25 protein-coding genes are annotated in these 26,479 nt (G+C 36.1%); 5 read left to right on the plus strand and 20 right to left on the minus strand.

Features of this window, described 5'->3' with window-relative positions; translation table 11 throughout:
- Positions 1-19: 19 nt before the first annotated feature.
- Complete coding sequence (locus JG537_RS02085; RefSeq protein ID WP_132869730.1) at positions 20-523, minus strand: HDIG domain-containing metalloprotein; 504 nt, start codon at positions 521-523, stop codon at positions 20-22.
- A gap of 95 nt (positions 524-618) precedes the next feature.
- Positions 619-1,359 carry a TrmH family RNA methyltransferase gene (locus tag JG537_RS02090; RefSeq protein ID WP_132869731.1) on the minus strand — a complete coding sequence of 247 codons (741 nt, stop codon included), beginning with the start codon at positions 1,357-1,359 and terminating at the stop codon, positions 619-621.
- Between the two features lie 35 nt (positions 1,360-1,394).
- Here JG537_RS02090 and JG537_RS02095 point away from each other — a divergent pair, with 35 nt between their 5' ends.
- Both JG537_RS02095 and yidC read left to right on the plus strand, forming a co-directional pair.
- Positions 1,395-1,673 (plus strand): acylphosphatase, encoded by a 279-nt coding sequence (locus tag JG537_RS02095; RefSeq protein ID WP_199542996.1) that lies wholly within the window; start codon positions 1,395-1,397, stop codon positions 1,671-1,673.
- A 102-nt stretch (positions 1,674-1,775) separates the two neighbouring features.
- Positions 1,776-2,690, plus strand: coding sequence for a membrane protein insertase YidC (yidC, locus tag JG537_RS02100; protein ID WP_199542998.1), 915 nt, complete (start codon positions 1,776-1,778; stop codon positions 2,688-2,690).
- Positions 2,691-2,852: 162 nt separating this feature from the next.
- Here yidC and greA read toward each other — a convergent pair whose 3' ends face one another.
- From greA to JG537_RS02175, 15 genes are all read right to left on the minus strand, one after another.
- Positions 2,853-3,335: a transcription elongation factor GreA gene (greA, locus tag JG537_RS02105; RefSeq protein ID WP_132868752.1), complete on the minus strand. Its 483-nt coding sequence runs from the start codon at positions 3,333-3,335 to the stop codon at positions 2,853-2,855.
- Positions 3,336-3,418: 83 nt separating this feature from the next.
- The gene (gene mltG, locus JG537_RS02110; RefSeq protein WP_199543000.1) at positions 3,419-5,107 is read right to left on the minus strand and encodes an endolytic transglycosylase MltG; all 1,689 of its coding nucleotides are present in this window, start codon (positions 5,105-5,107) and stop codon (positions 3,419-3,421) included.
- 96 nt (positions 5,108-5,203) lie between these two features.
- Entirely contained in the window at positions 5,204-5,698 is a 495-nt protein-coding gene (locus tag JG537_RS02115) for a GNAT family N-acetyltransferase (protein ID WP_199543002.1), read from the minus strand.
- A 54-nt stretch (positions 5,699-5,752) separates the two neighbouring features.
- Positions 5,753-7,084 (minus strand): UDP-N-acetylmuramate--L-alanine ligase, encoded by a 1,332-nt coding sequence (murC, locus tag JG537_RS02120; protein WP_199543005.1) that lies wholly within the window; start codon positions 7,082-7,084, stop codon positions 5,753-5,755.
- A gap of 33 nt (positions 7,085-7,117) precedes the next feature.
- On the minus strand, positions 7,118-7,711 hold the full coding sequence (gene zapJ / locus JG537_RS02125) for a divisome accessory protein ZapJ (protein WP_199543008.1): 594 nt from the start codon (positions 7,709-7,711) through the stop codon (positions 7,118-7,120).
- Between the two features lie 249 nt (positions 7,712-7,960).
- The gene (locus JG537_RS02130) at positions 7,961-11,053 is read right to left on the minus strand and encodes a pilus expression-regulating Snf2 family helicase (protein ID WP_199543011.1); all 3,093 of its coding nucleotides are present in this window, start codon (positions 11,051-11,053) and stop codon (positions 7,961-7,963) included.
- Positions 11,054-11,198: 145 nt separating this feature from the next.
- On the minus strand, positions 11,199-12,509 hold the full coding sequence (der, locus tag JG537_RS02135; RefSeq protein WP_132868746.1) for a ribosome biogenesis GTPase Der: 1,311 nt from the start codon (positions 12,507-12,509) through the stop codon (positions 11,199-11,201).
- Between the two features lie 137 nt (positions 12,510-12,646).
- Complete coding sequence (gene dnaI, locus JG537_RS02140; RefSeq protein WP_199543022.1) at positions 12,647-13,549, minus strand: primosomal protein DnaI; 903 nt, start codon at positions 13,547-13,549, stop codon at positions 12,647-12,649.
- 10 nt (positions 13,550-13,559) lie between these two features.
- Positions 13,560-14,711, minus strand: a complete 1,152-nt coding sequence (locus JG537_RS02145; protein WP_199543026.1) for a DnaD domain protein — start codon at positions 14,709-14,711, stop codon at positions 13,560-13,562.
- Complete coding sequence (gene nrdR / locus JG537_RS02150; protein WP_199543028.1) at positions 14,698-15,192, minus strand: transcriptional regulator NrdR; 495 nt, start codon at positions 15,190-15,192, stop codon at positions 14,698-14,700. The genes JG537_RS02145 and nrdR overlap by 14 nt, the downstream gene beginning before the upstream one ends.
- A 181-nt stretch (positions 15,193-15,373) precedes the next feature.
- Positions 15,374-16,843 carry a sensor histidine kinase gene (locus JG537_RS02155; RefSeq protein WP_199543039.1) on the minus strand — a complete coding sequence of 490 codons (1,470 nt, stop codon included), beginning with the start codon at positions 16,841-16,843 and terminating at the stop codon, positions 15,374-15,376.
- A complete protein-coding gene (locus JG537_RS02160) occupies positions 16,843-17,535 on the minus strand; it encodes a response regulator transcription factor (protein WP_199543042.1) in 693 nt (230 codons plus the stop codon). The genes JG537_RS02155 and JG537_RS02160 overlap by 1 nt, the downstream gene beginning before the upstream one ends.
- 241 nt (positions 17,536-17,776) lie before the next feature.
- On the minus strand, positions 17,777-18,313 hold the full coding sequence (locus JG537_RS02165) for a YceD family protein (protein WP_199543601.1): 537 nt from the start codon (positions 18,311-18,313) through the stop codon (positions 17,777-17,779).
- A gap of 143 nt (positions 18,314-18,456) precedes the next feature.
- Entirely contained in the window at positions 18,457-19,356 is a 900-nt protein-coding gene (gene htpX, locus JG537_RS02170) for a zinc metalloprotease HtpX (RefSeq protein WP_199543044.1), read from the minus strand.
- Between the two features lie 117 nt (positions 19,357-19,473).
- On the minus strand, positions 19,474-20,025 hold the full coding sequence (locus tag JG537_RS02175) for a LemA family protein (RefSeq protein ID WP_132869960.1): 552 nt from the start codon (positions 20,023-20,025) through the stop codon (positions 19,474-19,476).
- A 307-nt stretch (positions 20,026-20,332) separates the two neighbouring features.
- Between JG537_RS02175 and rsmG the strand changes: the two genes are divergently transcribed.
- The 3 genes from rsmG to ktrA are packed head-to-tail and all read left to right on the plus strand — an operon-like array spanning position 20,333 to position 23,180.
- Positions 20,333-21,046, plus strand: a complete 714-nt coding sequence (gene rsmG / locus JG537_RS02180; protein WP_199543046.1) for a 16S rRNA (guanine(527)-N(7))-methyltransferase RsmG — start codon at positions 20,333-20,335, stop codon at positions 21,044-21,046.
- Positions 21,047-21,104: 58 nt separating this feature from the next.
- A complete protein-coding gene (locus JG537_RS02185) occupies positions 21,105-22,496 on the plus strand; it encodes a TrkH family potassium uptake protein (RefSeq protein ID WP_199543048.1) in 1,392 nt (463 codons plus the stop codon).
- 12 nt (positions 22,497-22,508) lie between these two features.
- Positions 22,509-23,180, plus strand: a complete 672-nt coding sequence (ktrA, locus tag JG537_RS02190; protein WP_132869523.1) for a potassium uptake transporter gating subunit KtrA — start codon at positions 22,509-22,511, stop codon at positions 23,178-23,180.
- Positions 23,181-23,222: 42 nt separating this feature from the next.
- Here ktrA and JG537_RS02195 read toward each other — a convergent pair whose 3' ends face one another.
- From JG537_RS02195 to JG537_RS02205, 3 genes are all read right to left on the minus strand, one after another.
- On the minus strand, positions 23,223-24,053 hold the full coding sequence (locus JG537_RS02195) for an energy-coupling factor transporter transmembrane component T family protein (RefSeq protein WP_199543050.1): 831 nt from the start codon (positions 24,051-24,053) through the stop codon (positions 23,223-23,225).
- On the minus strand, positions 24,046-25,722 hold the full coding sequence (locus tag JG537_RS02200; RefSeq protein ID WP_199543052.1) for an ABC transporter ATP-binding protein: 1,677 nt from the start codon (positions 25,720-25,722) through the stop codon (positions 24,046-24,048). Before JG537_RS02200 ends, JG537_RS02195 begins: the two co-directional genes overlap by 8 nt.
- 121 nt (positions 25,723-25,843) lie before the next feature.
- Entirely contained in the window at positions 25,844-26,392 is a 549-nt protein-coding gene (locus JG537_RS02205) for an ECF-type riboflavin transporter substrate-binding protein (protein ID WP_199543054.1), read from the minus strand.
- Positions 26,393-26,479: the final 87 nt, after the last annotated feature.

Here is a 26,479-nt window from a genome sequence, read left to right on the forward strand (position 1 = left end):
AGATAACAAATTAATTCAATTAACGATGGTTACTTGGTAAAATCTTACGACTATAACGTCTTCTCTTGCCAAAACGATTGCGAAACGGAGTAATGGCTTCTTTAATAGCCCAATACTTATCTACCATCGTTACAATGTAACCTTCTTTGTAACGTGGTGGAGCAATTGTTGCTCCCCACATATGTTTCAAAATAATATCTTCTTCACGTTTGTTTAACGTTGTTAATTTTCTAGCGTTCCGTACAGCAATCCTCGGATGCACCCAAGCATGTCCTTTATTGAATTTGGTTTCTCGCCAATCATAATAAAAGAAATCATGTAAAAGACCACCACGAGCCGTTGATTTTTCATCCCAGCCAAGTTTTTTGGCAATCTTATAACTTGTATAAGCAACATTAATGGAATGTTCCATACGTGTTGAATAATGATGTTGCGTTATATTATCTAATTTCTGAAAACGAGGATGTTCAATTAAATGACCAACAAGTTCCATAAATTCTTTATCTTTTTTATATGCAACCATGAGAATCACCTTCTTTCACCCTAATTATAGCATATCAACTTAAATTAGACTGAAACCATGACTAGGAAATTCCAAGCACAAAAATTAATCGATTTTTAAATTAAATTAAAGAGAACAATCCCAGTTGCTACAGCAACATTCAAACTTTCAGCTTGTCCTGGCATAATGATATGAGCTAAAATATCTGCTTGCTTTGTCATTTGTTCAGAAATACCATTTCCTTCATTTCCCATGACAAGTGCAAAATCGCCCTTATGCTCAACGGTTTTATAATCCACAGAATCTTTAGATAGAGTTGTGGCAATTAACGGCACACCAAGATGTTGTAACTTCTGACAAGCCTCATAAACATTCGTACGCCAAACCGGAAGATGGAAATGACTACCTTGCATCGAACGAAGAGTTTTTTGATTATAAATATCAGCAGATTTGTCAGAGATTAAGACTCCGTCTAAACCAGCTGCATCAGCTGTACGAATCATTGTTCCAACATTCCCAGGATCTTGAACATCTTCTAATACCAAGTATCGACCCACTTTCAAATCAGCTAAAGGCAAGCTTGGCATCACCACTTCAGCAATAATGCCTTGAGGTGTTTTAGAATCAGTCAATTCTCTCAGAACTTCTTGTGTCACAAAAGTGACGTTTGATAAGTGCTCAACACGATTCGCAAATTCTTCAAGAACAAAAATATTTAAAAAGGTCGCACCAGCTTTTTCAGCTTCTTCAAAAAGATGCCAACCTTCAATTAAGTAAGAATGCTCACGATATTTTTTTTTCAATAATTTTTTAGTCTTTTTAATGAGATTATTTGATTTAGAAGTTATAATAGTCATAAGAAGATTATAGCACATAATAGGAGGAAATTGAGATGAAAAAAGTACGTCTAATTGTCTCAGGCCGCGTTCAAGGGGTAGGCTTCCGCTATTCAACCTACGCACTTGCTCAAAATATCGGTGATATTTACGGTCGTGTTTGGAATAACGACGATGGCACTGTTGAAGTCCTCGCGCAATCTGATGATTCCGCTAAAATGGCAAAATTTATCCAAGAAATCAGAAAAGGACCATCTCAATGGGCAAAAGTAACCTATGTTGATGTCAAAATGGCAAATTTTGAAGACTATAAGGATTTTCGCATTGCAAATTAACATTTTCTGTAACCAGTCTCTAAAATAAGGCTGGAGACGTATTGAGAAAATACTGAAAAAACAGTAAAATAATAGGGTATTATAATAAAAGGAAAAAAACAATTGAAAAAGAAATTAAATCGTGTCCTTTTTTCAGGACTTAGCTTATCATTATTGTTCTTACTAAGTGGTTGTGTAAGCCGTGATTCAAGTGGTAACCCAACAGGTACTATTTGGCACTTACTTGGAGAACCGATGGCAAAACTTATTCAATACTTTGCCAATAACATCAACCTAGGCTTTGGTTTAGCCATTATCTTAGTAACAATCATTGTTCGTTGTATCATTCTTCCGCTTGGGCTTTACCAATCATGGAAAGCAAGCTATCAATCAGAAAAGATGGCTTACTTAAAACCAATCTTTGCACCAATCAACGAACGTATGCGTAATGCGACTACACAAGAAGAAAAATTGGCTGCCCAAACAGAATTGATGGCTGCTCAAAAAGAAAATGGAATTAACATGCTTGGCGGTATGGGATGTCTTCCACTTCTTGTTCAAATGCCATTCTTCTCAGCTATGTATTTCGCAGCTCAATACACACAAGGTGTCGCTGAAAGTACTTTCCTAGGAATTGACCTTGGAAGTCGCAGCATGCCGCTTACAGCTGTCATCGCTATTCTCTACTTCTTCCAATCATGGTTATCAATGCAAGCTGTTGCTGAAGAACAACGTGCAGCCATGAAAGGAACAATGTACGTGATGCCACTCATGATGGTCTTCTTCGGTATGAGCATGCCAGCAAGTGTCCTACTTTACTGGTTAGTCGGCGGTTTCTTCTCTATCATTCAACAATTGATTACGATGTTTATCATCAAACCAAAACTTCGTAAACAAATTGCTGAAGAATTTGAAAAGAATCCTCCAAAAACATACAAATCATCAAAACGTAAAGATGTAACACCAACAGCGACTACTCAACTTAACAAACCTAAGAAAAGTAACCGCAACGCCGGAAAACAACGTAGTCGTAAATAATTAAAAAAACAGAGAGCAATCAAACTCTCTGTTTTTGATACCCTTTTTATTTTAAAAAATAGCTAATAGTGTGAATAAAAAATCTTTTTTAGTGATTATAAATTCAAAAAGAAGCGACTTAAACCTAAAATAAAAAAGGCTTAACAGCCTCTTTTTTTATGATTAAGCAGTTTTTTCAACGCTAATAATTTCAACGTCATAGCTTCCTGCAGGTGAATCAATTGTTACAATTTCACCTGTTTTCTTACCAATCAAAGCTTGAGCGATTGGACTTTCATTAGAAATACGGCCAGCGAAAATATCCGCACCAGCTGCACCAACGATATGGTATACATCTTTATCAGTTGTTCCAACTTCTTGAACAGTGACTGTTTTACCGATAGCAACTTCATCTTTAGCTACAGCATCGCTATCAATGATTTCTGCGTAACGGATTTTAGTTTCGATGATTTGGATTTGACCTTCAACGAATGCTTGTTCATCTTTTGCTGCATCATACTCAGAGTTTTCTGATAGGTCACCATATGAACGAGCGATTTTAATACGTTCAACAACTTCAGGACGACGAACTAATTTTAATTCTTCTAATTCTTGTTCAAGTTGTTCTTTTTCAGCAAGGGTCATTGGATAAGTTTTTTCTGCCATTTTCTATCTCTTTTCTAAAAATTTATTTTTTGGATAATCTACAAATACAAACATGATGTTAATCACACCATGTTTGTCATCAATTATTCATTTATTTGACTATTAACATATTTTTCAACATTAGCTTGATGGTCATCAAAGTTCTCTGAGTAGTAGACCTTACCTGTCTTAACATCAGCAACAAAATAATAGTAATTTGTTGAAGCAGGGTTAACAGTTGCTTCAATAGCTGATAGGCTAGGAGCATCAACCGGACCAGGCATCAAACCAGTGTTAGTATAAACATTATACGGTGAATCAATCGATGTGTCAATACTTGCATCAGCCGCAAGACTTGTCTCTTCACCAAGTTTACCCATCGCATACAAGATAGCAATGTTACTTTGAAGAGGCATATTGTTATTCATGCGGTTATAAAAGACACTCGCAATATTACGACGATCGTCATCAGTTGAACCTTCTTTTTCAACTAATGATGCAAGAGTAAGCACATCATTGACTGTCATTCCTTTTGCAGCAATCGTATCGTAGTACTTAGACATATAAGAATCCATTGTTGAAATCATTTCTTCAACAATATCTTCCATACTTGTTTTTTTGTAATAACTATAAGTTGCTGGGAAAAGATAACCTTCTAAACGATAAGTTACTTTATCAGCACTAGGAAGACTTCCTAAAAGTTTTGGATACTTAGCAGACATTTTTGAAATAAAGTCTTCGTCTTGAACCACTTTCAAGAAATCATCGGCTGTATAAGGTGTAGAAGCATGCTTCTTAGCTGAATTCTTTGTTACAGCTTCAGAAATTTGCTTAATAGTATAGCCTTCTGTCACTAAGATTTTACCTAGTGAAGGTTTTTCTGGCTGAGCCGTTCCTCCTTCTTTTAGGAGTTTACAGATCTCATCTAAATCCATGCTTGGTTGCAAATTGTAATAACCACTCTGAAAATTGCTATAGTTTTTAAATTTTGTATAGTAATTAAAAACCGTTGCACTCTTAATGACACCAGATTTCTCTAAAATTTGTCCAATATATTTGTTACCAGAGCCTTCTGGAATATCAACAGTAACGTATTTTGTTGACGAACTATCCAGTGGCTTAATAGAACTATCAACGTAACGATATACAAAGAATCCTGTTGCTAGTAGGGCAATGATAATTGCTGAAATTAACACTAAAGCAATTTTTCCAGCTAGGCTATTTGTCTTTTGACGTTTTCTTCTACGTTTTGTTCCCACTTTATTCTCCAAGTCTGTCTCTGTCTCATCTGATTGCTCAGAATCTTGCTCAAAATGAAGGTCATCTTTTGATTCAGACTCACCTGAAGGTTTATCAGAAATATCTGGATTACCATCATACCCCACACCATCTGTCGCTCTCACAAAATAACTTTCTTGCTCATCAGCTTCAGCTGATTGTGCGCCATCAGGATTAAAGGTTTGATCAATATTTTTTAGTACGTCCTTAATTTTTTGATTATCTATTGTTGTCTCAATCTGATTTTCAGCCAAAGCCGATTTAGCTTTTGCTTCAAGGCGTCGTTTTTCTTCTCGAATCTTAGCCTCTTGGCGCTCTCTACGATCTTCAGCCTCATATTCAGCCATCAATTGGGCAGTTCGACGGGCAAATTCTTCTGCTTCTTTTTCTTTTTGGCGAAGCTCTAAATCATGTTGTTTACGTAAGCGATTGGCTTCTTCAAGTTCTGCTAAAATCTGCTCCTTAAAACTTTTTTCTTTTCGAGTTTTTGGCTTATCGTCGTTAAATTCGGTCAAAGCTTATCCTCCTAATCTTAATCAATCGCCATTATAACCTAAAAGCATTCTAAAATCAACTGACGAGGTGGTTTGTTATCTATTCTTAATAATAAATCAGCCTGCTACTGGTGACTCCCAAACCATGTTAAACCAGCTAGAACCACCATGGGTTGACTCTGATTCTCCCTCATCATTGAAGCTATTTCTTTCATAGTAGGGAATAAGATTCTCGTGACAAGTCAGACTAATCCCCCTACGTTTTTGAGCAATCGCTAAATCTTTCATTGTCGCAAGCAAAGCCATGCCAATCCCCTGATTTTTAAAATCAGGCGCTACAGACAAGCTTGTGATGGCGATAAAACCTCCGGTAGCTGAATTTGAAACAACCTTATGAAATAAATCATCAGTTAAATAACGTTGAAAAATAACAGGTCCTTCAATATAGCCGCAAACCTTTCCATCAATCTCAGCTACCAAAAAAGTGTCTGGGATAGTCAGGATACGTTCTCTCATGTCTTCTAGACTTGCCGCTTCTTCTGCAGAGAAATTCTCACGCTCAATAGCTATAATATCTTGTAAATCCTCAAGGCGTGCATTTCTTATAATCATAGAATCCCCCTCAAAAGAAAAAGAGCTTTCGCTCCTTCTCAAGATAATCGGTTATTATTGTGTATTGTTAGCCAAGCTTGCCAACAATTCTTCAAATGAACGTTCATACATTTGGATATCACCAGCTCCCATGAAGACATAAACAGCATTGTCATGGTCAAGTAATGGTGATACATTTTCAAGGCTAATGACTTTAGCTGATTTATTAATTTTAACAGCTAAGTCTTCAACTTTAACATCACCGTGGTCAACTTCACGAGCTGAACCATAAATTGGTGCCAAGTAAACTGAATCAGCTTGATTCAAAGCATTTGCAAATTCATCCAAAAGTGCAATCGTACGAGTGAATGTGTGTGGTTGGAAAACAGCCACAATTTCTTTACTTGGGTATTTTTGACGTGCAGCATCAAGAGTTGCAATAATTTCAGTTGGATGGTGTGCAAAGTCATCAATGATTGTTGTGTTATTAACTACTTTTTCAGTGAAACGACGTTTAACACCACCGAATGTCTTCATGTGCTCTGCTACCAATTCCATATCAATACCAGCTACGTAAAGGCTAGCAATAACAGCAGTGGCATTCAAGATATTGTGACGACCAAATGCTGGAAGATGGAATGAACCAAGTTCTTCCTCACCATGTTTTACTTTGAAAACTGAGCCATTTGTTGTACGAACAACATCATATGCCATAAAGTCATCTGTATCTTTGAAACCATAGTAGTAAATATCTGCATCAGAAGTAATTTTACGAAGATATGGATCATCACCAAACAAGAACAATGCTTTTTGAACTTGTTTTGCATAATCGTTAAAGGCATCAAAGACGTCATCAATACTCTTGAAGTAATCAGGGTGATCAAAGTCAATATTCGTAATGATTGAGTATTCTGGATGGTATGGCATAAAGTGACGTTGGTATTCATCTGATTCAAATACAAAGTAGTTACTGTTAGCTGAACCACGTCCAGTACCATCACCAATTAAGTATGATGTATCAGTAATATTTTTAAGAACATGTGCCATCAAACCTGTTGTTGATGTTTTTCCGTGTGCACCAGCTACACCAAAACTTGTGAATTGGCGCATGAAATCACCAAGAAATTCATGATAACGTTTGAATTTAAAGCCATTTTTCACAGCATAGGCAATTTCGACGTTGTTATCTTCACGGAAAGCATTACCGGCAATTAATTCAACATCTGATGTGATATTGTCTTCAGAAAATGGAAGAATTTCAATTCCAGCTTGTTCTAAACCACGTTGTGTGAAATAGTATTTATTAACGTCACTCCCTTGAACTTTGTGTCCCATTTGATGCAACATCAAAGCAAGAGCACTCATACCAGATCCTTTAATTCCGATAAAATGATAGGTTTTAGACATTTTTTCTCCTCTATATATCAACTGCATAGCAGTTTATTTTACATCGTCAAAGCGTGTTAAATTCAACTCTTGAGCTATTTTATAATCTCTTTGACTTTGCAAGGCTTCCTTATTATAAATTTGACTACGTTTTAAGAAGTCATAATTATTTTTCTTAGGTTTTACTGTTGATGAATTATCTGGCTTTTTATAAGTTACGGGAATCTCTGCCAAGATATAATCATCTTGATGCAATTTTTCAGTCAAGTGACTCAAACTGTTAGTAGGCTTTGCTGATTTCTTAGGCAAAGTTGCCTTAAGTTGCTGTTGTAAAGCAGCTTTAGAAGGCGCTTTAACTTCTTTTGAAAGATAAGCTTGACGTTTTCTTCGAATATCACGTCTTGCTTCTTCACGCGCTAACTCAGCATAAGATTTACCTTGAGATACTGACTCTAATCGACTGGCATCTTTTTCATCTTTGCCAACAAAATCATAGTCTCTAGTAACATCATCATAGTTTTTATCTTGATAAGTTCCGTGAATATTGGTAATCAGATCTTCATTTTCATATAAAGCCATTACTTTAGGTGGATTGCTTACTGGCTCCCCATCTGCAACGAGAGGAAAGCGTCTTTGATTTCTAATCACAGTGTCACATCCTTTCTTAACGTGTTATGTTATTAATTATCATTACTCACTAAGAAATATAGGGAACTTATCCTTGATAACCCCTTGTCCTAGTAACTAAATGCCAAGTTAAAAAGCAGGCCTAAGCACCACAATCTTTATACTCAGCTCCAACTTTGTAGCATTTTTATTATAAACTAATTCATCCTATTTTTCAAAGTTTTCATAAAAAGAAAGTCAGTCTTTCTCGAGGGCAGACTGACTGTTCATTTAATGTTCTAATCCTAGAATTTCCTTGATTTCTTCTATTGTCATACTTGCTCTTGTTTCATTACCATCAAGAACAGTAGTCACAAGATTTTTCTTACTTTCTTGCATCTCAAGGATTTTTTCTTCAATAGTTCCACGTGTAATTAAACGATAGACTTCGACGTTTTCTTTTTGTCCAATACGGTGAGCTCGGCTGATGGCCTGCATTTCAACCGCGGGATTCCACCAAAGGTCAATCAAGATAACCGTATCAGCTCCTGTTAAGTTAAGACCGACACCTCCTGCTTTCAATGAAATCAAGAAAGTATCTTTTGACCCGTTGTTAAAGGCACGGGTCATTTCTTGACGTGCGTTAGCTGGCGTTGAGCCCGTAATTTTATAGGATGTTAAACCAAGTTCTTCAATTTCTTTTTCAGCAACATCAAGCATTCCGCGAAATTGTGAGAAGATAAGTGCTCGGTGACCATTTTCCTTGATTTGCGTTAACAAATCGCGCAAACTATCAAGCTTACCACTTTCACCATCATAATCCATAAACAAAGCTGGCGTATCACAGATTTGACGTAAACGAGTAATTCCTGACAAAATTTCAATTTTACGGCGGTTAATATCCGCATCAGAAGCACCAGCGATGGTTTCTTGCATTTGTCGAAGTTGAGCGAGATAAATAGCTTTTTGCTTACGACCTAATTCATTCGGATAATTAATTTCAATCAAATCAGGCAACTCTGGTAAAACTTCTTCTTTTCGACGACGCATGATAAATGGCTTAATGAACCGAGCCACTTGTTTAGCATCCATCTTCAAGAAATGCTTCTTATCTGGTAGTAAACCCGGTAGAACAATTTGAAAAATTGACCAGATTTCAAGTAATTTATTTTCAATCGGTGTTCCAGAAAGAGCAAAGCAATTGTTAACTTCAAACTGGCGTAAATAATGGGCAATCTTGGTTTGAGTATTTTTCATCACTTGTGCTTCATCTAAAATCAAGTAATCAAAATTCAACTGATTGTATTCCGCAAAATCTTGACGGAAAGAAGAGTAGCTTGTAATCACCACCTGATGATTTTCAGCAATAATCTCATCACGCACTGCTTTTAAACCATAAGAAACAGCCACATCTATCTCAGGAGCAAAACGTGTAAATTCATCTTTCCAATTATAAATTAAACTTGATGGCGACAAAATCAAAATACGTGTTTCTTCTTTTAGCTGAGATGCTAGAAAAGCGATGGTTTGAAGTGTTTTACCAAGTCCCATATCATCAGCTAAAATACCACCAAATCCATAGTGGTCAAGCATGGACATCCATCGCACACCTGTCATTTGGTAATCACGTAATTGTGTTTGTAAAGGTGGCAAAGTGACCTCAAAACTTTCAGGATGGGTTAAATCATGCGCTAACTGCTCAAATTCTTTTGAAAATGAAATGCGATCATTTCCTTGGAATAAATCTGAAATTTGGAAGGCTGAAATAGCATCCAGTTGCAAATGCCCATTATCTAGCTGTTTGGCACGAAGATTTTGTAAAGTAGAGCTGACACGTTGAGTTTCTTCATCAAAAACAACTAACTTACCAGCACCATTAACAAAATATGGCTGATTTTTAAAGAGTGCTTCTAAGGCATCATCAATATCATTTTCAAAAACCGTTGAAAAATCAAATGAGATATCAAGCAAACCACCTTTAGTATGAACAGAAACCTGTGGTTCTTCAAATTGACGCATCTCTTCAAGCCCATCAGACAAAGTAACCTGACCTAGCCGTGCTAATTGTCCCAAAGTTCGTGTGAAGAAATCGTACAAATCCTTATCAGCTAAAGGCGCATGATAAGACGAGAATGAGGCTGAAAAACCATTAGCTTCCAGAGTTCTAAAGACTTTTTCTTCATGTTTAAAATGACTAGCAAAAGGCAAGTCTTCTAGTTCACGTTTACTTTTGACACTAACGTCGCCATAATCAAAAGTCACATGTAGAGCTACTTCCTTATATTCATTGAGTTCTAAATCAAAAACAACCTTGAAATCACGAATATCAAAACTCTTCGGCGCTTCAACCTTACCAAGCTCTTTAAAATCTAAAAGGCTAGCAGCTAATTTTGCTTGGTCGTCTAAATCAAAGAACAAATGTTTTGCTAAATCAGCCTCAATTGGCAAACTACGAATAGCTGTTAAAATCTTTTGTTGCTTCAAATTCAAACTGAAAATAAACCCATTTGTGAACAAAAAGGCATTATTAAAGAGCGGTTGATATTCTTTTTCACTAATGATTAATTCAATCGATTGACGGTGAACCACCACTTTAAATTGAATTAAGTTTTCTGAACCACTTAGTGGTCTAAAAATCAGCTGCCCATAAGTTTGATGATTGTGTTCAAATGAAAAATCGTACAGGTCATTGAAAAGGTTGATACCTTCTTCAAAAGTCCCACTTGTTAATGATAGATTTCGACCATGATTTGGCAAAATGTAATCAATATCAAGATGATCACCATCTGGCAAAATTCGCCATAAAAATTGAATTAACTCCTGGCTAGGTTCATCAAATTGAATCAAAGACAAAGGTTCAAAATAATTTTTACCAATCTGATAGTAGCCTTCATTTTTAACAACAGTCAAAAAGGCTTTGATGTCACGAACGACATAAGCACGATCATCTGGTAATCGGTTAATCTTTAAAGTCCACCAATAATCGGATGAATAGGGACTTTGATTGCCATGAGCTGCTAGGCGATATTTTGTTGTGTCATCATCGTTGATAAGCAAACCATCCAAAAAAACACTGCCAAATGAAGTATTCTTCTTGGTTTCTTGTTGTATTTCTTGATGTGAGCTCAGTTCGTCTGATAACTCTTTTCCCTCCGTATTATTCTTTAGATAATATTCTACGGCTGCTAAATGCTCACAATATTTTTTCTTGGCAAAAAAGTCACAATCACATCTCACTTGTTCATCTTCTAATGAGTATTGTAGATGATGTGTGCCCACCTTTGCCTGAATTAAATCTTCTCGCTTACTGATAATTTCAACCAAACCTTGTTCGTAAAGTTCTATACCCTGATTGCGAATTCGACCTGGAATCATTCTACCCAATCTAAGCCACCACCTTTTTCCTTATCCTTTAATTATATCAAATTCAGCTCTCTTTAGCTTAAAAAAATGACTTTTTGATTTTATTTTTAGTGAAATTTATCAAAATACATCAAAAAAAGCACCCATTAGGGTGCTTTAAATTTTATTATTTACGTTTGCGGGCAATCAAATTGATTGGTGTTCCTTCAAAGCCGAAGGCTGCACGGATTTGATTTTCCAAAAAGCGCATATATGAGAAGTGCATAAGCTCTTCTTCGTTAACAAAGATAACAAACGTTGGTGGTTTGACGGAAACTTGTGTGCCGTAGAAGATTTTCAAACGTTTACCTTTATCAGTTGGTGTTGGGTTAATAGCAATCGCATCCATGATAACATCGTTAAGAACAGCTGATGGGATACGTTTGTTTTGGCTTTTGCTGATTTTCTTAATCATTTCAGGCAATTTATTCAAACGTTGTTTTGTCGCAGCAGATACGAAGATAATTGGTGCATATGACAAGAATTGGAATTGGTCACGAATATCTTCTTCCCATTTAGCAACTGTATGATTATCTTTTTCAATGGTATCCCATTTGTTAACAACGATAATAATCCCTTTACCAGCTTCATGAGCAAAACCAGCAATACGTTTATCATACTCACGGATGCCTTCTTCAGCGTTAATAACCATGAGAACAATATCTGAACGATCGATAGCACGCATTGAACGCATCACTGAGTATTTTTCAGTGTTTTCATAAACTTTACCAGATTTACGCATACCAGCGGTATCAATCATTGTGTATTCTTGACCTTCGCTGTCAGTAAAGTTTGTATCAATAGCATCACGTGTTGTACCGGCAATTGGACTTGCGATAACACGTTCTTCACCAAGAATAGCGTTAATTAAACTTGATTTACCAACGTTTGGACGACCAATCAAACTGAATTTAATGATATCTGGATTTTCGTCTTCTTCTTCGACTGGAAGATTTTCAACGATAGCATCCAAAACATCCCCTGTACCAATCCCGTGAACAGATGAAACTGGATATGGATCACCAAGACCAAGTGAATAGAAATCGTAAATATCATTACGCATTTCTGGGTTGTCCACTTTATTAACAACTAGAATAACTGGTTTATTAGTACGATACAAAATTTTTGAAACGTACTCGTCTGCATCAGTTACACCTTCTTTTCCTGATACAACAAAAACAATAACATCTGCTTCTGTCATGGCGATATCAGCTTGGTGTTTAATTTGTTCCATAAATGGAGCATCAACATCATCGATACCACCTGTATCAATCAATGAAAACTTGCGGTTAAGCCATTCACCTGTTGTATAAATACGGTCACGAGTAACACCCTCGACATCTTCAACAATTGAAATACGCTCACCTGCGATACGGTTAAACAAAGTCGATTTGCCGACGTTAGGACGTCCGACAATAGCAACTGTAGGTAAAGCCATAGTTCTTAATACCTGTTCGTTAAAACAATTTATCACTGCCTTAAGTGGCTGTTTGCCACACGAAAACATCACAAATGCCTTCGCCGATATTCCTTTCACATTCTTTTATCTATTATCACTATTAATGATTTGTACAATTAACGTCGATTTTCACCTTGAAGATGAATTTCTCGAGCTAAATAACGAATACGTTCCATCACACGTTTGGCTTGCCAAGTTTCGTCACCAGAACGTGAGATTGAGAAATGTTCTTCAAGTCCCTTAAAATCAAGGTTAGAAGTGAAGAACGTTAAAAGATTTTCTTGCATACGATACTGAAGAATCACTTGAAGGACATCATCACGAATCCAAGAACTTTGTTGTTCAGCACCGATGTCATCCAAAACAAGAATTTCAGATTGCTTAATTTGGTCAATCTGTTCTTTTACAGTACCTGTGTTGATAGCATTTTTGATATCCACACAAAAAGTTGGAAAATGCAAGAGAGTTATTGATTTACCATACTTAGCTGACAAGCGGTTAGCCAAATAGGCCATCAAATATGATTTCCCGACACCAAAAGTTCCAAAGACATAGAGTCCTTTTTGTGGTTTGTCCTCAAGATTTTTAATATAATCATTCAAATAATTATAAATCTCAATACGATTAGGATCTCCAAGGTCAATATCATCAGTTGAAATATGCTTAAGACTTGTTGGCAAACCAATCAATGTCACACGATTTTTGATATCCTGACGTTTTTTAGCTTCTACCAATTCACGAGTCTCTAGATAAATAACATCAGCGTAACCTTCATTCATACTAAGAGCTGGTTTATAGCCTTTTGCTACATAAGAAGCATCTTGATTTTGAAACTTCTCACGTTCCACCATAAACTGATTAAACTTAGGAAGACTACGATTAATCTGCTCTTGAGTCAAGCCATTTGACGTGATAAAATCAGCAATTTCCTTATCCGCTAAAATAGCTTGAGTCAATTCATTAAGATCAATTCGACTTTGGCGAAGCTGTTTAGCCAAGGTTTGTCCGATTTTTTCCATCACTCACTCCTTAATCTTCTAACATGCTACGTCTAAGCTCTTCAAGTTTCGCTTTTTCTTCAGCTGTCGCAACATGCTTGTATTCTTTAGCTGTCCACTCAGGGACATTGCTTTTAGTAACTTTCGCTTTTGCTTTACGTTCTTTATTTCGTTGTGCAAAACTACGCATTTTAAGAACTGCCGCTTCAGCTGTAGCAATTTTTTGGAAAGCAAAATCATTTGCTACCTTCATAATATAAGGTTTATTGATATTTGCCGACTGTGTTTTGTTTAAAGTGTAAAGAACCATAACGTTAATCACTTCATCTAGGAAATTCATATTAGCTAACTCTTCTAACACTTTACGCTCACTCTCGGTAACCACCGCACGACGAGGTGCCTTGATTTTTTCGAGAAATTCTTTAGCACTCGCTTGCTTAGCTTCTCGGATAATCACTTGTTCTTTAGCATCAAATTGGTCTTTACTTTGCGCACTACCAGATTTTTTTTGCTCAAGTTGTACAGTCATTCGTTGTGGGGAAATTTTCCCATTAATAGCTGTATTCTTTGCTAAACGATAGGTATCAAACCAATTCATTGTGTATTTATCAGCTAGGCTGTAAATTAAGACAACATCAGCCTTTTCGTCCTTAAATTGTAAGCCATCGCGTAACATCAAGCGTTCAAAACTATCTAAATCGAAATGATTCTTTGATACTGTCTTTGGAACAGAAGGATTTTCATCCACTGAAAAAATATCAGAGAATTTTTTTGAAACATCACGCGCATTATCAGGTAATGTCACATCCAATTCTGCTACAGCTACTTCGCCAATTCTTTGTTCCAATAAACGGCGATAAATGGGATTAGCCAAAAAAGTTTCGCGATTCAAAGCAGGCTGTAACTTCAAGACATAGGCGTCACGTGTTTGGTATAAAACCAATAAATCCACCGCTGTTAAAATCGCCAAAGCTTCCTCAACTTCCTGCATGCTAAGTTGTAAATGGTTGAGAATTTCACTAAACTTGTGACGTTTTACACCATCATCAAAGAAAGACAAAAGATAATCATACAACAAAACCGCATGATTTCCAATGACTGGATGATAGAGCTGAGTTAAACTATCTGAATCCAACAAAACCTTGTTATTTTTGACATAAGAAAATTCATCAATCGGTCTCATCTAGCTTACTTCTTTTCTTCTTACTACGCACGCGATTCGTAATTTGCTGAAGAAGTTCCTCAATCTCATCAACATCTTTAAATGATTTGTAAACTGAGGCAAAGCGAACATAAGTAATTTCATCAAGTTCAGCTAACTCATCCATCACAAGGTTACCAATCACAGTACTTGGAACTTCACTTTCGTATTCACTACGAATTCTTTGTTCAATACGTGACACGACTTGTTCAATATCATCACTGGATACTGGACGTTTTTGTGCACTTTGGAAAATGCCATTTAAGATTTTTTCTCGAGAAAATTGTTCACGCGTTCCATCTTTTTTAATGACTAACAAGGGTAGTTCTTCGACGCGTTCAAAGGTTGTAAAACGCGCATGACAATTTTCACATTCACGGCGTCGTCTAATAGCATTACCATCCTCAGCTTGACGGCTATCAATGACGCTCGATTTATTATAATTACATTTTGGACAACGCATACAAACACCCCATTCTACCAATTATTCTAATACTTAATTTTAACATAAATTCAATCATTATGAAAGTAATACCAGTCCTACCTGGCTCAGTTGTCGCTTTCCCTTTTCTAAGAAAATATCATGTCATACTTTATTAGAAAAACGAACAGACCGAGAAGAGAGCTCAGTCTGTCTTTTAATGTTATTCTGCCATAACTCTCGGGATAACTAAAGTAAACTCAGTCCCCTCGTCAACAACGCTGCTGACACTAACTTTAAGGTTATAAGCATCTACAATTTGCTTAAGAATGGCTAAACCAATCCCAAGCCCACCTTGTGTCGAAACACGATTTCGTGACTTATCCGTGCGATAAAAACGTTCAAAAATATGATTTAAATCATCTTGTGAAATACCTTCACCCTCATCTCGAACTTTAACAATCGCATCATCACCTAAAACATCCAAAGTCACATGGATATTTTTACTACCTGAAGAATATTTAACGCCATTATCAATTAAAATCAAAATAGCCTGTTCAAAATGATGCTTGTAAATTTCAGCATAAATACAATCATCAATTGTCGATGTCAATGAGAAACGAAAATCTGGATACAGAATACGGAAATTACCTAAAACAACTTCGATTGCCTGTCTTAAATCAGTAATTTCTCCCTTGTGAAGGTCAAAACTTCCTTGCACACGAACCATATCCAACATATCATTTACCATAATAGACATTCGATCAGCTTCATGGTATGCAGCATCAAGACTTTCACACAATATTTCAGGATCATCTTTCCCCCAACGTTGTAGCAACCCTAGGTGTCCTTTAATAACAGCAATCGGCGTTCTCAATTCGTGACTAACATCACTAACAAAACGTGTTTGCCGCTTCGCATATCCTTCAATTTGCTCCAACATATTGTCAAAAGTTGCTGATAATTTCTCAATATCATCACCAGATTTAATATCAGATCTCAAGGCTAAATCACTTGGATTTTCAGAAAGCTCTTCTAAAAACGCTTGAAAATCTCTCAACGGTTTTAACGAACGGTGAGAAACTACCATTAATAGTTTAAAAATCAAACAAGCTTCAATCAGTTCAGAAACCAGTAAAATCGCGACTAAAGCGTGACGTGCCATATAGTAAGAAGCAAAGCCTTGGTAAACTGTTACGTAGCCAATAACCTCGCGACTATCTTTAGAATAAACCTTTTCACTTTGATAAAAACCACTAAAAGCTGGTGAACGATGTGTAGTCGTTTCACCAACTTTTCCGATTTTTATTGTTGATAACACTTTATTGGTTGTCAAAACTAATTGTTTATTTTTATCATAAATAGAAACATCTTGATTATCAAAAATCAAATCATCAATACCACCTTGCTTGTCAAAAACATAGGTTTTATTGCCATCTTCAACAAGTGAACCGGTTGCATTGAATTGTTCCAACAAGTCTAATAAATTACCCTCAGTTAAAGAGGTTTCTTTAGACAAAAACTCCCTAACAACTTCAGTAGCTTGTTCAGTGTTGTAGCGGTCTTGTGCAAGAAAAACTCGAGTCACCCCGATATAAACAAGCAAATTAAAGACCGATAAAATGAGCAAGACCCACTGAAGAGACGTTAAGGAAATTTTTTTAGATAATGACTTTTTAAAGCACTTTATCATTATTTTTCTCGAATAATATAACCCATTCCACGAACAGTTTGGATATATGATTCTTTACCAGGAATATCTACCTTACCACGAAGGTAACGGATGTAAACATCCACGACATTTGTTTCAATGTCAGTATCATAACGCCAAACACTTGCCAAAAGTTCTTCACGTGTCATCACGCGATTAACATTTGAAAGAAGTACGCTTAACAAATCATATTCACGTTTTGTTAATGAAATTTCATCATCACCACGTACTGCAGAACGATTTTGTGGATTTAAACGAAGTCCTAATAGACCTTCTTTTGCTTGACCTTCTTTGTCTTGTTTAGAATTAGCATCTTGACGACGGAATACAGCACGAACACGAGCCAATAATTCTTCAATTGCAAATGGTTTTACAATGTAATCATCTGCTCCACGGTCAAGACCAGCAACAATATCCATAATAGAATCACGAGCTGTCATCATGATGATTGAAGTGTCTTTTTCTAAACGAAGTCGACGTGTGATTTCGAATCCGTCCATATCAGGCAACATCAAGTCCAATAGAATCAAATCGAAATCATCATCTAAAGCTGTTTGGAGCCCCAAACGTCCATTTGTCTCAACAACTACTGAATACCCCTCATGTTGTAATTCTAAAGACACAAAGCGCGCAAGATTTTTTTCATCCTCAATAATTAAAATCTTTTTACTCATTGTCACCAACCTTTTATTTAATGTAAAGATTATAAAATCTAATAATTTGCCTAGTACACAGCTATCGTTACCGTTTTAATTTTCGTTCAATTTATGAGAAAAAATCCATCCATCACTCTATCCCTTTTTAATACAATTCTCAAAAATGACCTACTCAGCCAAGTATACTATATTGCTCTAAAAGTATATCAAAGTGTAAACGATAATTCAAGAAAATTTTATCTTTTTAATGAAAATTATATTAATCTTCAAACAAGCCATTTAAGGCAGAAAATGGGTTATTTTCCTTTTTCTTTTCATTTTGTAATGCCTCATATTGATCTTCTGTCATGACTGACCAATTTTGACCTGAAGGCATATCATCTGATTGACGTTCGTCGTCACTCAAAACTTGCATTGGAATTGTCAAAAGAATATTATCGATTGCACTTTCTTCCAAATCAATAAAAGCATCTTCTAGTACTAAAGCAAGATTTTCTTTAACTAAATCTTCTTTAGCGTGAAGATCAGCGGACTCAACAAAAACCTCTGATACTTCTTCAACCTGGTGAACATCCACAGGTTGCATAGAGCGACTAGATGGCAATGTAATAGTATAATCCAATCGATAGTTCAAAAGATACAATCCATCATCATATGAAACAATTCCGTTTACTGAAACTTCTTTTACATCTAAAACTTCACTTGAGCGTTGCATTAATTTTTCTTTAATATTCAAAGATTCATTAAAAGCAATCCCCTCAGTATTTTTCTTTATTTCTGAAATAGCTATCATCAACATTCTACCCCTTTTAAATTTCCATACCATTATATCAGCTTTTTTAGCTCTTGTCTTTATGTTATTGATGTCAAATCCACTATCGTAAAAAAATTATTTATTATTTTATAAAAAGCTCACAATAAATGCGAGCTTTCACTATTTTACATATGACGGAGACGATCAATACGATCTGCAATAGAAGGGTGTGTATTGAATAGAGAACTTAGGCGTTCACCTTTTTTAAGTGGGTCATTAATATACAATGCAGCACTTGCTTGGTCTACTGGATGATGCATTGGTGAAGAATTTTCAAGCTTTTGAAGTGCCTTAATCATGCCTTCTGAGTTACGAGTCAATTCAACAGAGCTAGCGTCAGCAAGAAATTCACGTTGACGTGAAATAGCAAGTTGAACTAGAGTCGCTGCCAGAGGAGCCAAGATCAATGAAATCAATGATAATATTAGCACAATAATTCCCATTGCTCCTTCATCTCGATCATTAGAACGTCGACGATTGCCACCACCAAACCACATCATTCGGCTACCAAAACTAGCAATCATGGTTACAGCGCTAGCAAGAGCCACTGCAATTGTTGAAATACGAATATCATAATTGCGAATATGACTAACTTCGTGTCCAATAACACCTTCAAGTTCTTCACGATTCATTAAAGCTAACAAACCAGTGGTTGCTGCTACAGCTGCATTTTCTGGACTTGATCCAGTTGCAAAAGCATTAAGCGAGTCATCTTCCACAATAAAAACACGTGGCATTGGAATTTGGGCAACCATGGCCATGTCTTCAACGATATGATAAAGTTGTGGTGCTTCTTCTTCACTTACCTCACGCGCATTATTCATAGACATCACGACATTAGTTGATTGAAAAATCATACTCACTGCGTAAATGCCACCAATAATCAAAGCAATAACAACACCAAAGCTTAAGCTATCCAACCAAAGATAACCCACGGCTGCACCAATCGCAGCCAAAATCAAGAAGAAAACAAATAGCAAAACAACCGTTTTACGTTTGTTGCTAGCAATTTGATCATATAACATAATGTTCTTTCTAACTGAAAGAGCCCCTTTAAGCCTTATCAACTACCTAAAGAGACTCCTTACTATCCCTTTCTTTTAAGATAATTGTCTTAAAAAATTGTCGCATAATCCAATTGATTAAAAATCAAATGATACTTTTGGTGTTTCTTTTTCATCTTCAGGTGTTTCCAAGAATTGACTTGGTTTAAATCCGAAAAGACCTGCAATAATGTTAGTTGGGAATGTTTCCAATTTCACGTTGTAGTTTGCTGTAGTTGTGTTGAACAATTGACGTGAATAAGAAATTTTATTTTCAGTATTTGTCAACTCGTCTTGCAATTTAATAAAGCTATTGTTTGCTTTTAATTCAGGATAATTTTCAGCTACCGCAATCAAACCTGACAATTGTTTTGTAAGAGCGTTTGAAGCATGCATAGCTTCTGCAGGAGTTTGTGCTTGAGCTACTTGGCTACGTAATTCTGTAATTTTAGCAAATGTTTTTTCTTCGTAAGCAGCATATCCTTTAACTGTTTCAATCAAATTTGGGATAAGATCGTTACGACGTTTTAGTTGAACATCAATTTGACTCCAAGATTCTTTGGTTTGCATGCGGCTTTTAACAAGTCCATTATAAGCAGTAACTCCCCAGAGTACTAGGACAGCAACGATAGCAATAATAATAAAAATCATAAATTCCTCCTCGGGTATGACACCCATTCTAACTGAATTAAGCTTTCTAACCCCTAGGCTCTAGGTAAAAAGCTTCCTACGAAAACGATTTAAATCCTTCCAAGACCATTATATCAATTTTCATGTCATTCTAAAAGAAAATAGCTATAGAATACTAAAATACTCTGACAATTTCCCCCTTAGACCAAAATAGGTCCTAGATATCACTCCTAAATTTTTTATGGTAAAATAAGATGATATAGATTGAAATGGAAAGGACACTTAAAGAAATACGATTTTGATTAATCACTTTCTTTAAATTTAACACATGACACCTGAAGAATTTTATGACAGACTTCATCAGCAAGGTTTTGACTTGACTGATACTCAAAAGAAACAATTTGAACGTTACTTTGAACTTTTGGTTGAATGGAATCAAAAAATCAATTTGACAGCCATCACAGATAAAGAAGGCGTCTACCTCAAACATTTTTATGATTCTATCGCACCCGTTTTGCAAGGTAAAATCACTAATCAAGCCATTCGACTTTTGGACATTGGAGCTGGCGCTGGTTTTCCAAGTATTCCTATTAAAATCTTGTGTCCAGATATTGATGTTACAATCATTGATTCTCTAAACAAACGCATCAATTTCCTTAATCTCTTAGCAGAAGAGCTGGGTCTAGATGGCGTTCATTTCTACCATGGCCGTGCTGAAGATTATGGACAAGATAAAGCATTCCGCGCTAGCTATGACATCGTTACAGCACGTGCAGTAGCTCGTCTTCAAGTTTTGACTGAATTAACCATTCCTTTCTTAAAAGTTGGTGGTCAGTTAATTGCTCTTAAAGCATCTGCTGCTGAAGAAGAATTGGCTGATGCTAAAAATGCCATGTCAGTTCTCTTTTCAAAACTCATTGAAAACTATCATTATGAATTACCAAATGGTGATAGTCGTCAAATCACAATACTTGAAAAGAAAAAAGAAACTCCAAACAAATACCCACGTAAGGCGGGTATGCCAAATAAAAAACCTCTTTAATGGGATAATATTGAAAATTAAGTGGCTCTATTTAATGGCCACTTAATTACTATTCTTTATGGAAAGGGATATTCAATTGACTAGATTTTTAAAACGGCTATCTGGTACCCAACGGCTAACTTTTAGCTTCTTGATTGTTATTTTAGTAGGTAGTATCTTACTCTCACTTCCTATTACGCATTACCAAAATGCCCCAGCAACAACTTATATCGATCATTTGTTTACTGTAGTTTCTATGGTTTGTGTGACCGGCTTGTCTGTCTTTCCTGTTGCTGATATCTACAACGGACTTGGACAAGTTATTGCTGTCATTTTGATGCAAATCGGTGGGCTTGGACTGGTTACATTACTGGCTGTTAGCACCTATATTCTTAGAAAACGAATGAATTTATCTGAGCAAAACATTTTACAATCTGCTCTAAACTATGACAATAGTGGTCATCTTAAACGTTATTTATTTAACGTCTATAAAATTACTTTTATTATTGAAGCCTTGATTGCAGCACTATTTCTCATTGACTTTATTCCGAGATTTGGACTAGGGCATGGAATTTTCAATGCTATCTTTCTGGCAGTTTCCGCTTTTTGTAATGCTGGATTTGATAATCTTGGCGGAGATAGTTTAAAACCGTTCGTTTTAAATCCACTCCTTAACCTTCTCTTTATGACCTTAATTGTATCAGGGGGAATCGGGTTTACTGTTTGGGTTGATATCAAACGAGCTATTAAACAATTCTTTACTGATAGACCTCGTCGTCTGAAGACTTTTACTCGTCAATTAAGTAATCAAACGCGTCTAGTGCTAATAACAACAGCTGTTATTCTCTTACTTGGGACTGTGATAACATGGCTCTTTGAAGCTAATAATCCTAAAACAATTGGTCACTACAATCTTTTCCAACAATTTATGGTTAGCCTATTTCAAACAGTCACAATGAGGACTGCTGGTTTTGCAACAATTTCTTATTTAGATACGCATCCTGCTACCAATATCCTTTACATGATTCAAATGATTATCGGTGGGGCACCTGGTGGTACTGCCGGTGGGGTAAAAGTAACGACCGTAGCCATGACTTTCTTACTCTTTAAGTCAGAGTTAGCTGGTCAAACAGAAGTAACTTTCCGTCACCGCATTATTCCAAATCGAGTAATCAAACAAACCTTGACAGTTTTAATTTTCTTCTTTTCTGTCTTAATTGTTGGCTACATTCTTTTACTTGAATTTGAACCTAACCACACGCCAATGGCTTTACTATTCGAATCAGTATCTGCTATTGCGACAGTAGGTGTCTCTATGGATTTGACGCCACAATTATCGACAGGTGGAAGACTTATTATCATGGCAATGATGTTCATCGGACGTGTCGGTCCGCTTACCGTTCTCCTTAGTCTTCTTCAAAAGAAAGAAAAAGATATTCAATACGCACAGACAAATATTACAGTCGGTTAGAGAGGGAAATTTATGAGAAAAAAAATTATTGGTGTTCTTGGACTTGGAATTTTTGGACGAAATGTTGCCAAAGAACTTAGTAAATTCGAACAAGATGTTATCGCAATCGATATCAACCCAAGTCTCGTTCAAAATGTTTCAGATGTGGTCAAAAAAGCTGCTGTAGGAGACATTACTGATATTGACTTTTTGAAGGCTCTCGGTATTAATCAATGTGATACAGTAGTTGTTGCAACTGGTAACAACCTAGAATCATCTGTTTTAGCTGTTATGCACTGTAAAAAACTTGGTGTCAAAAACATTATCGCTAAAGCTAAAACCAAAACTTATGAAGAAGTTCTTTACGGTATTGGAGCAAGTAAAGTGATTATGCCAGAGCGTGATTCTGGTAAACACGTCGCAGCTAACATGCTTCGTCACCATATTGAAAATATTGTTCATTTAGAAGAAAAATTAGCCATGGTGGAATTCTCCGTTCCTGATTCTTGGGTAGGTAAGAACCTTATCCAATTGGACGTTCGCAACAAATACGAAATTAACATTATCGGTATTCGCCGAGATAATTCTTCTGCTATCGATACTCACGTTGACCCAACACGTGCTTTTGAAGCCGATACAGAAGTCATTGCGATTGCTAGTGATGATACTTTTGAAAAATTTGACTATCTTGGTTATTTGAAATAAATAAAAAGCGTATTGCTCTTTTAAAGCAATACGCTTTTTATTTTATTGCCATGGATTGTAAAAACGTCCATTATTCCATTTGAAAAGGAATAATGTGATAAAGACAATCACAATAGCTAAAACAATTGTCAAAATATCAGCTATGGTAAAGTTTTTATAAGTGTACCAAGTACGCTTTTTATTTTTACCAAAGCGACGTAATTCCATTGCTGTTGAAACCGTATCGATACGCTCAAGAGAGCTAAAGATCAAAGGGATAACGATTTGTAGATTTCCTTTTATACGCTTCATCAATTTTTCTTTTGAAGATAATTCAAGTCCACGCGCTTCTTGAGACATTCGAATCATATAAAATTCTTCTTGAACATCTGGAATATAGCGAAGCGTTAAACTGACCGCGTAAGCCACCTTATATGGAACCCCAATTTGATTAAGACTTGAAGCAAATTGACTTGGGTGGGTTGTCATCAAAAACAGGACTGCCAAAGGTACCGTACAGAAGTATTTTAGAGCCAAATTAAACAAGTAAAATAATTCCTGACTTGTGAGATAAAAGCGACCATAACCTTGCCATAGGACAGTCTTTACGCCATAAATAGTCTCACCATAACTTGGCTCAAATAAATAAACCATCAAAACATTTAAAAGAGCAAAGAAAGCAATGAATTTAATCACAAACGACACTTGCTGCCAACGAATGTTTGCCATTTTAAACAAAGCCAACGAAGAAAGCCCGACAAGTACAATCAAGCGTGTATCATAAGTTGTCATGCAAGCTACTGATACCAAAATGAAGAAGATTAATTTACTAGCTCCAGACAATTGATATAAGAAGCCTCGGCCACTTTGATAACCAATAAAATGATTAGTCATGACATCCTCCCTGCTGTTTAATGTAATAATGCGTCAAATCAATCGGATTAATGCCTAATTTTTCAGCTAAATCAAAGAGACTTGTCTTTTTAAGATTAGCTTGCTCTAAAATCTCTACTTGATTAAAGAGGAAAACTGGTGAACAATCCGCAATGATTTTACCATCACTCACGACAATACTACGATCTGAGTACTCTAACATCAATTGCATATCATGTGTAATCATAATGATAGTGTGTCCAGCCTGATTCAATTGATTGAGGAATGTCATAATTTCGGTGTAATGACGCTTATCTTGACCAGCTGTTGGCTCATCCAATAAAATAATTTCTGGATTCATGACTAAAACAGAAGCAATCGTGACACGTTTCTTTTGACCAAAAGATAAAGCTGAAATCGGCCATTTTCTAAATTCATATAAGCCACAAACTTTTAAAGTTTCCAAAACTCGTTTTTCAATTTCTGACTCATCTACACCTCGTAATCTTAAACCAAGTGCTACTTCATCAAAAATCATAGTTTGACTAATCATTTGGTTTGGATTTTGAAGCACGTAACCAATTTTTTCAGCACGTTCTTTAATAGAATCCTGCATAATAGATTGCCCCTGATAGTAGATATCACCATCAGGTTTAACAAACTGACATAGAGCTTTAGCTAAGGTTGATTTACCAGCACCATTTTTCCCAACAATAGCGATTCGCTCTCCCTTATGAATAGCAAAGCTAATGTCTTTTAAAATAGGTCGATTGTCTTGGTAGGCAAATTGCAGTTGCTTCACTTCTAAAATCGGATCATTTGCCAACACTTCACCAGATTGGCTTAACCCTGTGACAGTAATGTCCGACAAATCCAGTTGACTTAAATCTGATAAGTGCTCTGCCTTTGTCACATCTACATTTAAATTTTTCAAAGCCGTCACATAAAGTGGTTCACGAATCCCGTTTTCAACCAATAAGTCACTCTTTAACAAATCATCAGGATGCCCATCAAACAAAATCTGACCATCATTTATCAAAATCACTTTATCAACATGACGATATAACACATCCTCAAGTCGATGTTCAATAATAATGGTTGTTGTTTTTCCTTCTTGGTGAATACGATCGATGAGCTCAATCGTTTCTTGCCCAGATTTCGGATCTAAATTAGCCAGCGGCTCATCAAAAAGCAAGATTGGACTTTCATCAATCAAAACTCCAGCTAAACTCACGCGCTGCTTCTGACCGCCTGATAAATCTTGAGGACGACTATCTAGAAAAGCTGTTAAATCAAGTTTCTCAGCCCAATAATTAACTTTATCAGTCATTTGAGGCAAAGGGAGGCAATCATTTTCAAGTGCAAAAGCTAAATCTTCTGCCACCGTCAAACCAATAAACTGACCATCTGGATCTTGTAATACAGTAGAAACAAGATGTGACTTATCATAAATCGACAAGTCAAAGGCATCCTTGCCATCAATCAAAAGTTGACCGCTTTTTTCTCCATGATTAATATTTGGAATAATCCCATTTAAACATTGTCCAATAGTTGATTTTCCTGACCCTGATGGTCCAACAATCAGGACTTTTTGCCCTCTCTCAATGGAGAGATTGAGGGATTTTAATGTTGGCTCTGCTTGAGCATCATATTTAAAAGTGAAATCCTTAAAGTGAATAAGGGGTTCCATGATTCTTCTCCTAAGAAATGATTAAGAGTAGGATAACCTTGTCATCCTACCCCGTTATAATACTAGAATGCTATCATTATAGCTAAGACAAGACTTTCCAGTCCTGCTTTTCAAAAGAGACTTAGTCTTTTGTTAGGCTACCTGATTGTGTACGTGTTTTTGAATAAACAGCTAAAAGCAATGAACCACCAATAGCAATGGTCAAACTATTAATAACTGCTGATAAAATCCCTTGCGTAAAGACTTTACTTGCAGGTTCACTATAAATCAAAATATCACCATATGGTGCAATAATTCCCCAGCCAATCACATTAGCTAAAATTTGTACACCATTAAACCATGCAAAATCTTTTTTAGTCAGTTTACCTTTTTCAATATTGATTTTTTTAGCCACAAGACCGATAGCTAAACCAATCAATCCACTCACAATAACCCATGTCCACCATGGTGAGCCATATTGAAGAGCATCTTTCAAAGCATGTCCAATAAAGCCCGAAAAGAATCCAACCGTCGGACCGTAAACAACTGCAAACAAAGCAATAACAGCATATTGCAATTGAATATTAGTATTTGGAATAGGGGTTGGAATATTAATCAATGTCCCGATGATAATAAACAGTGCAGCTCCAATCCCAGTAGCCACAACAGTCTTGATTGAATTATTTTTCATGACTCAATCTCCTTTATAATAAACTTATCTATTTTTTCTAAGTAAAATGCTTTAGAAACCTTACTTTAATGCCGTTTTATTTTACCA

Origin of the sequence: Streptococcus vicugnae (assembly GCF_016461705.1) — a bacterium.
GTDB classification, from domain to species: domain Bacteria; phylum Bacillota; class Bacilli; order Lactobacillales; family Streptococcaceae; genus Streptococcus; species Streptococcus vicugnae.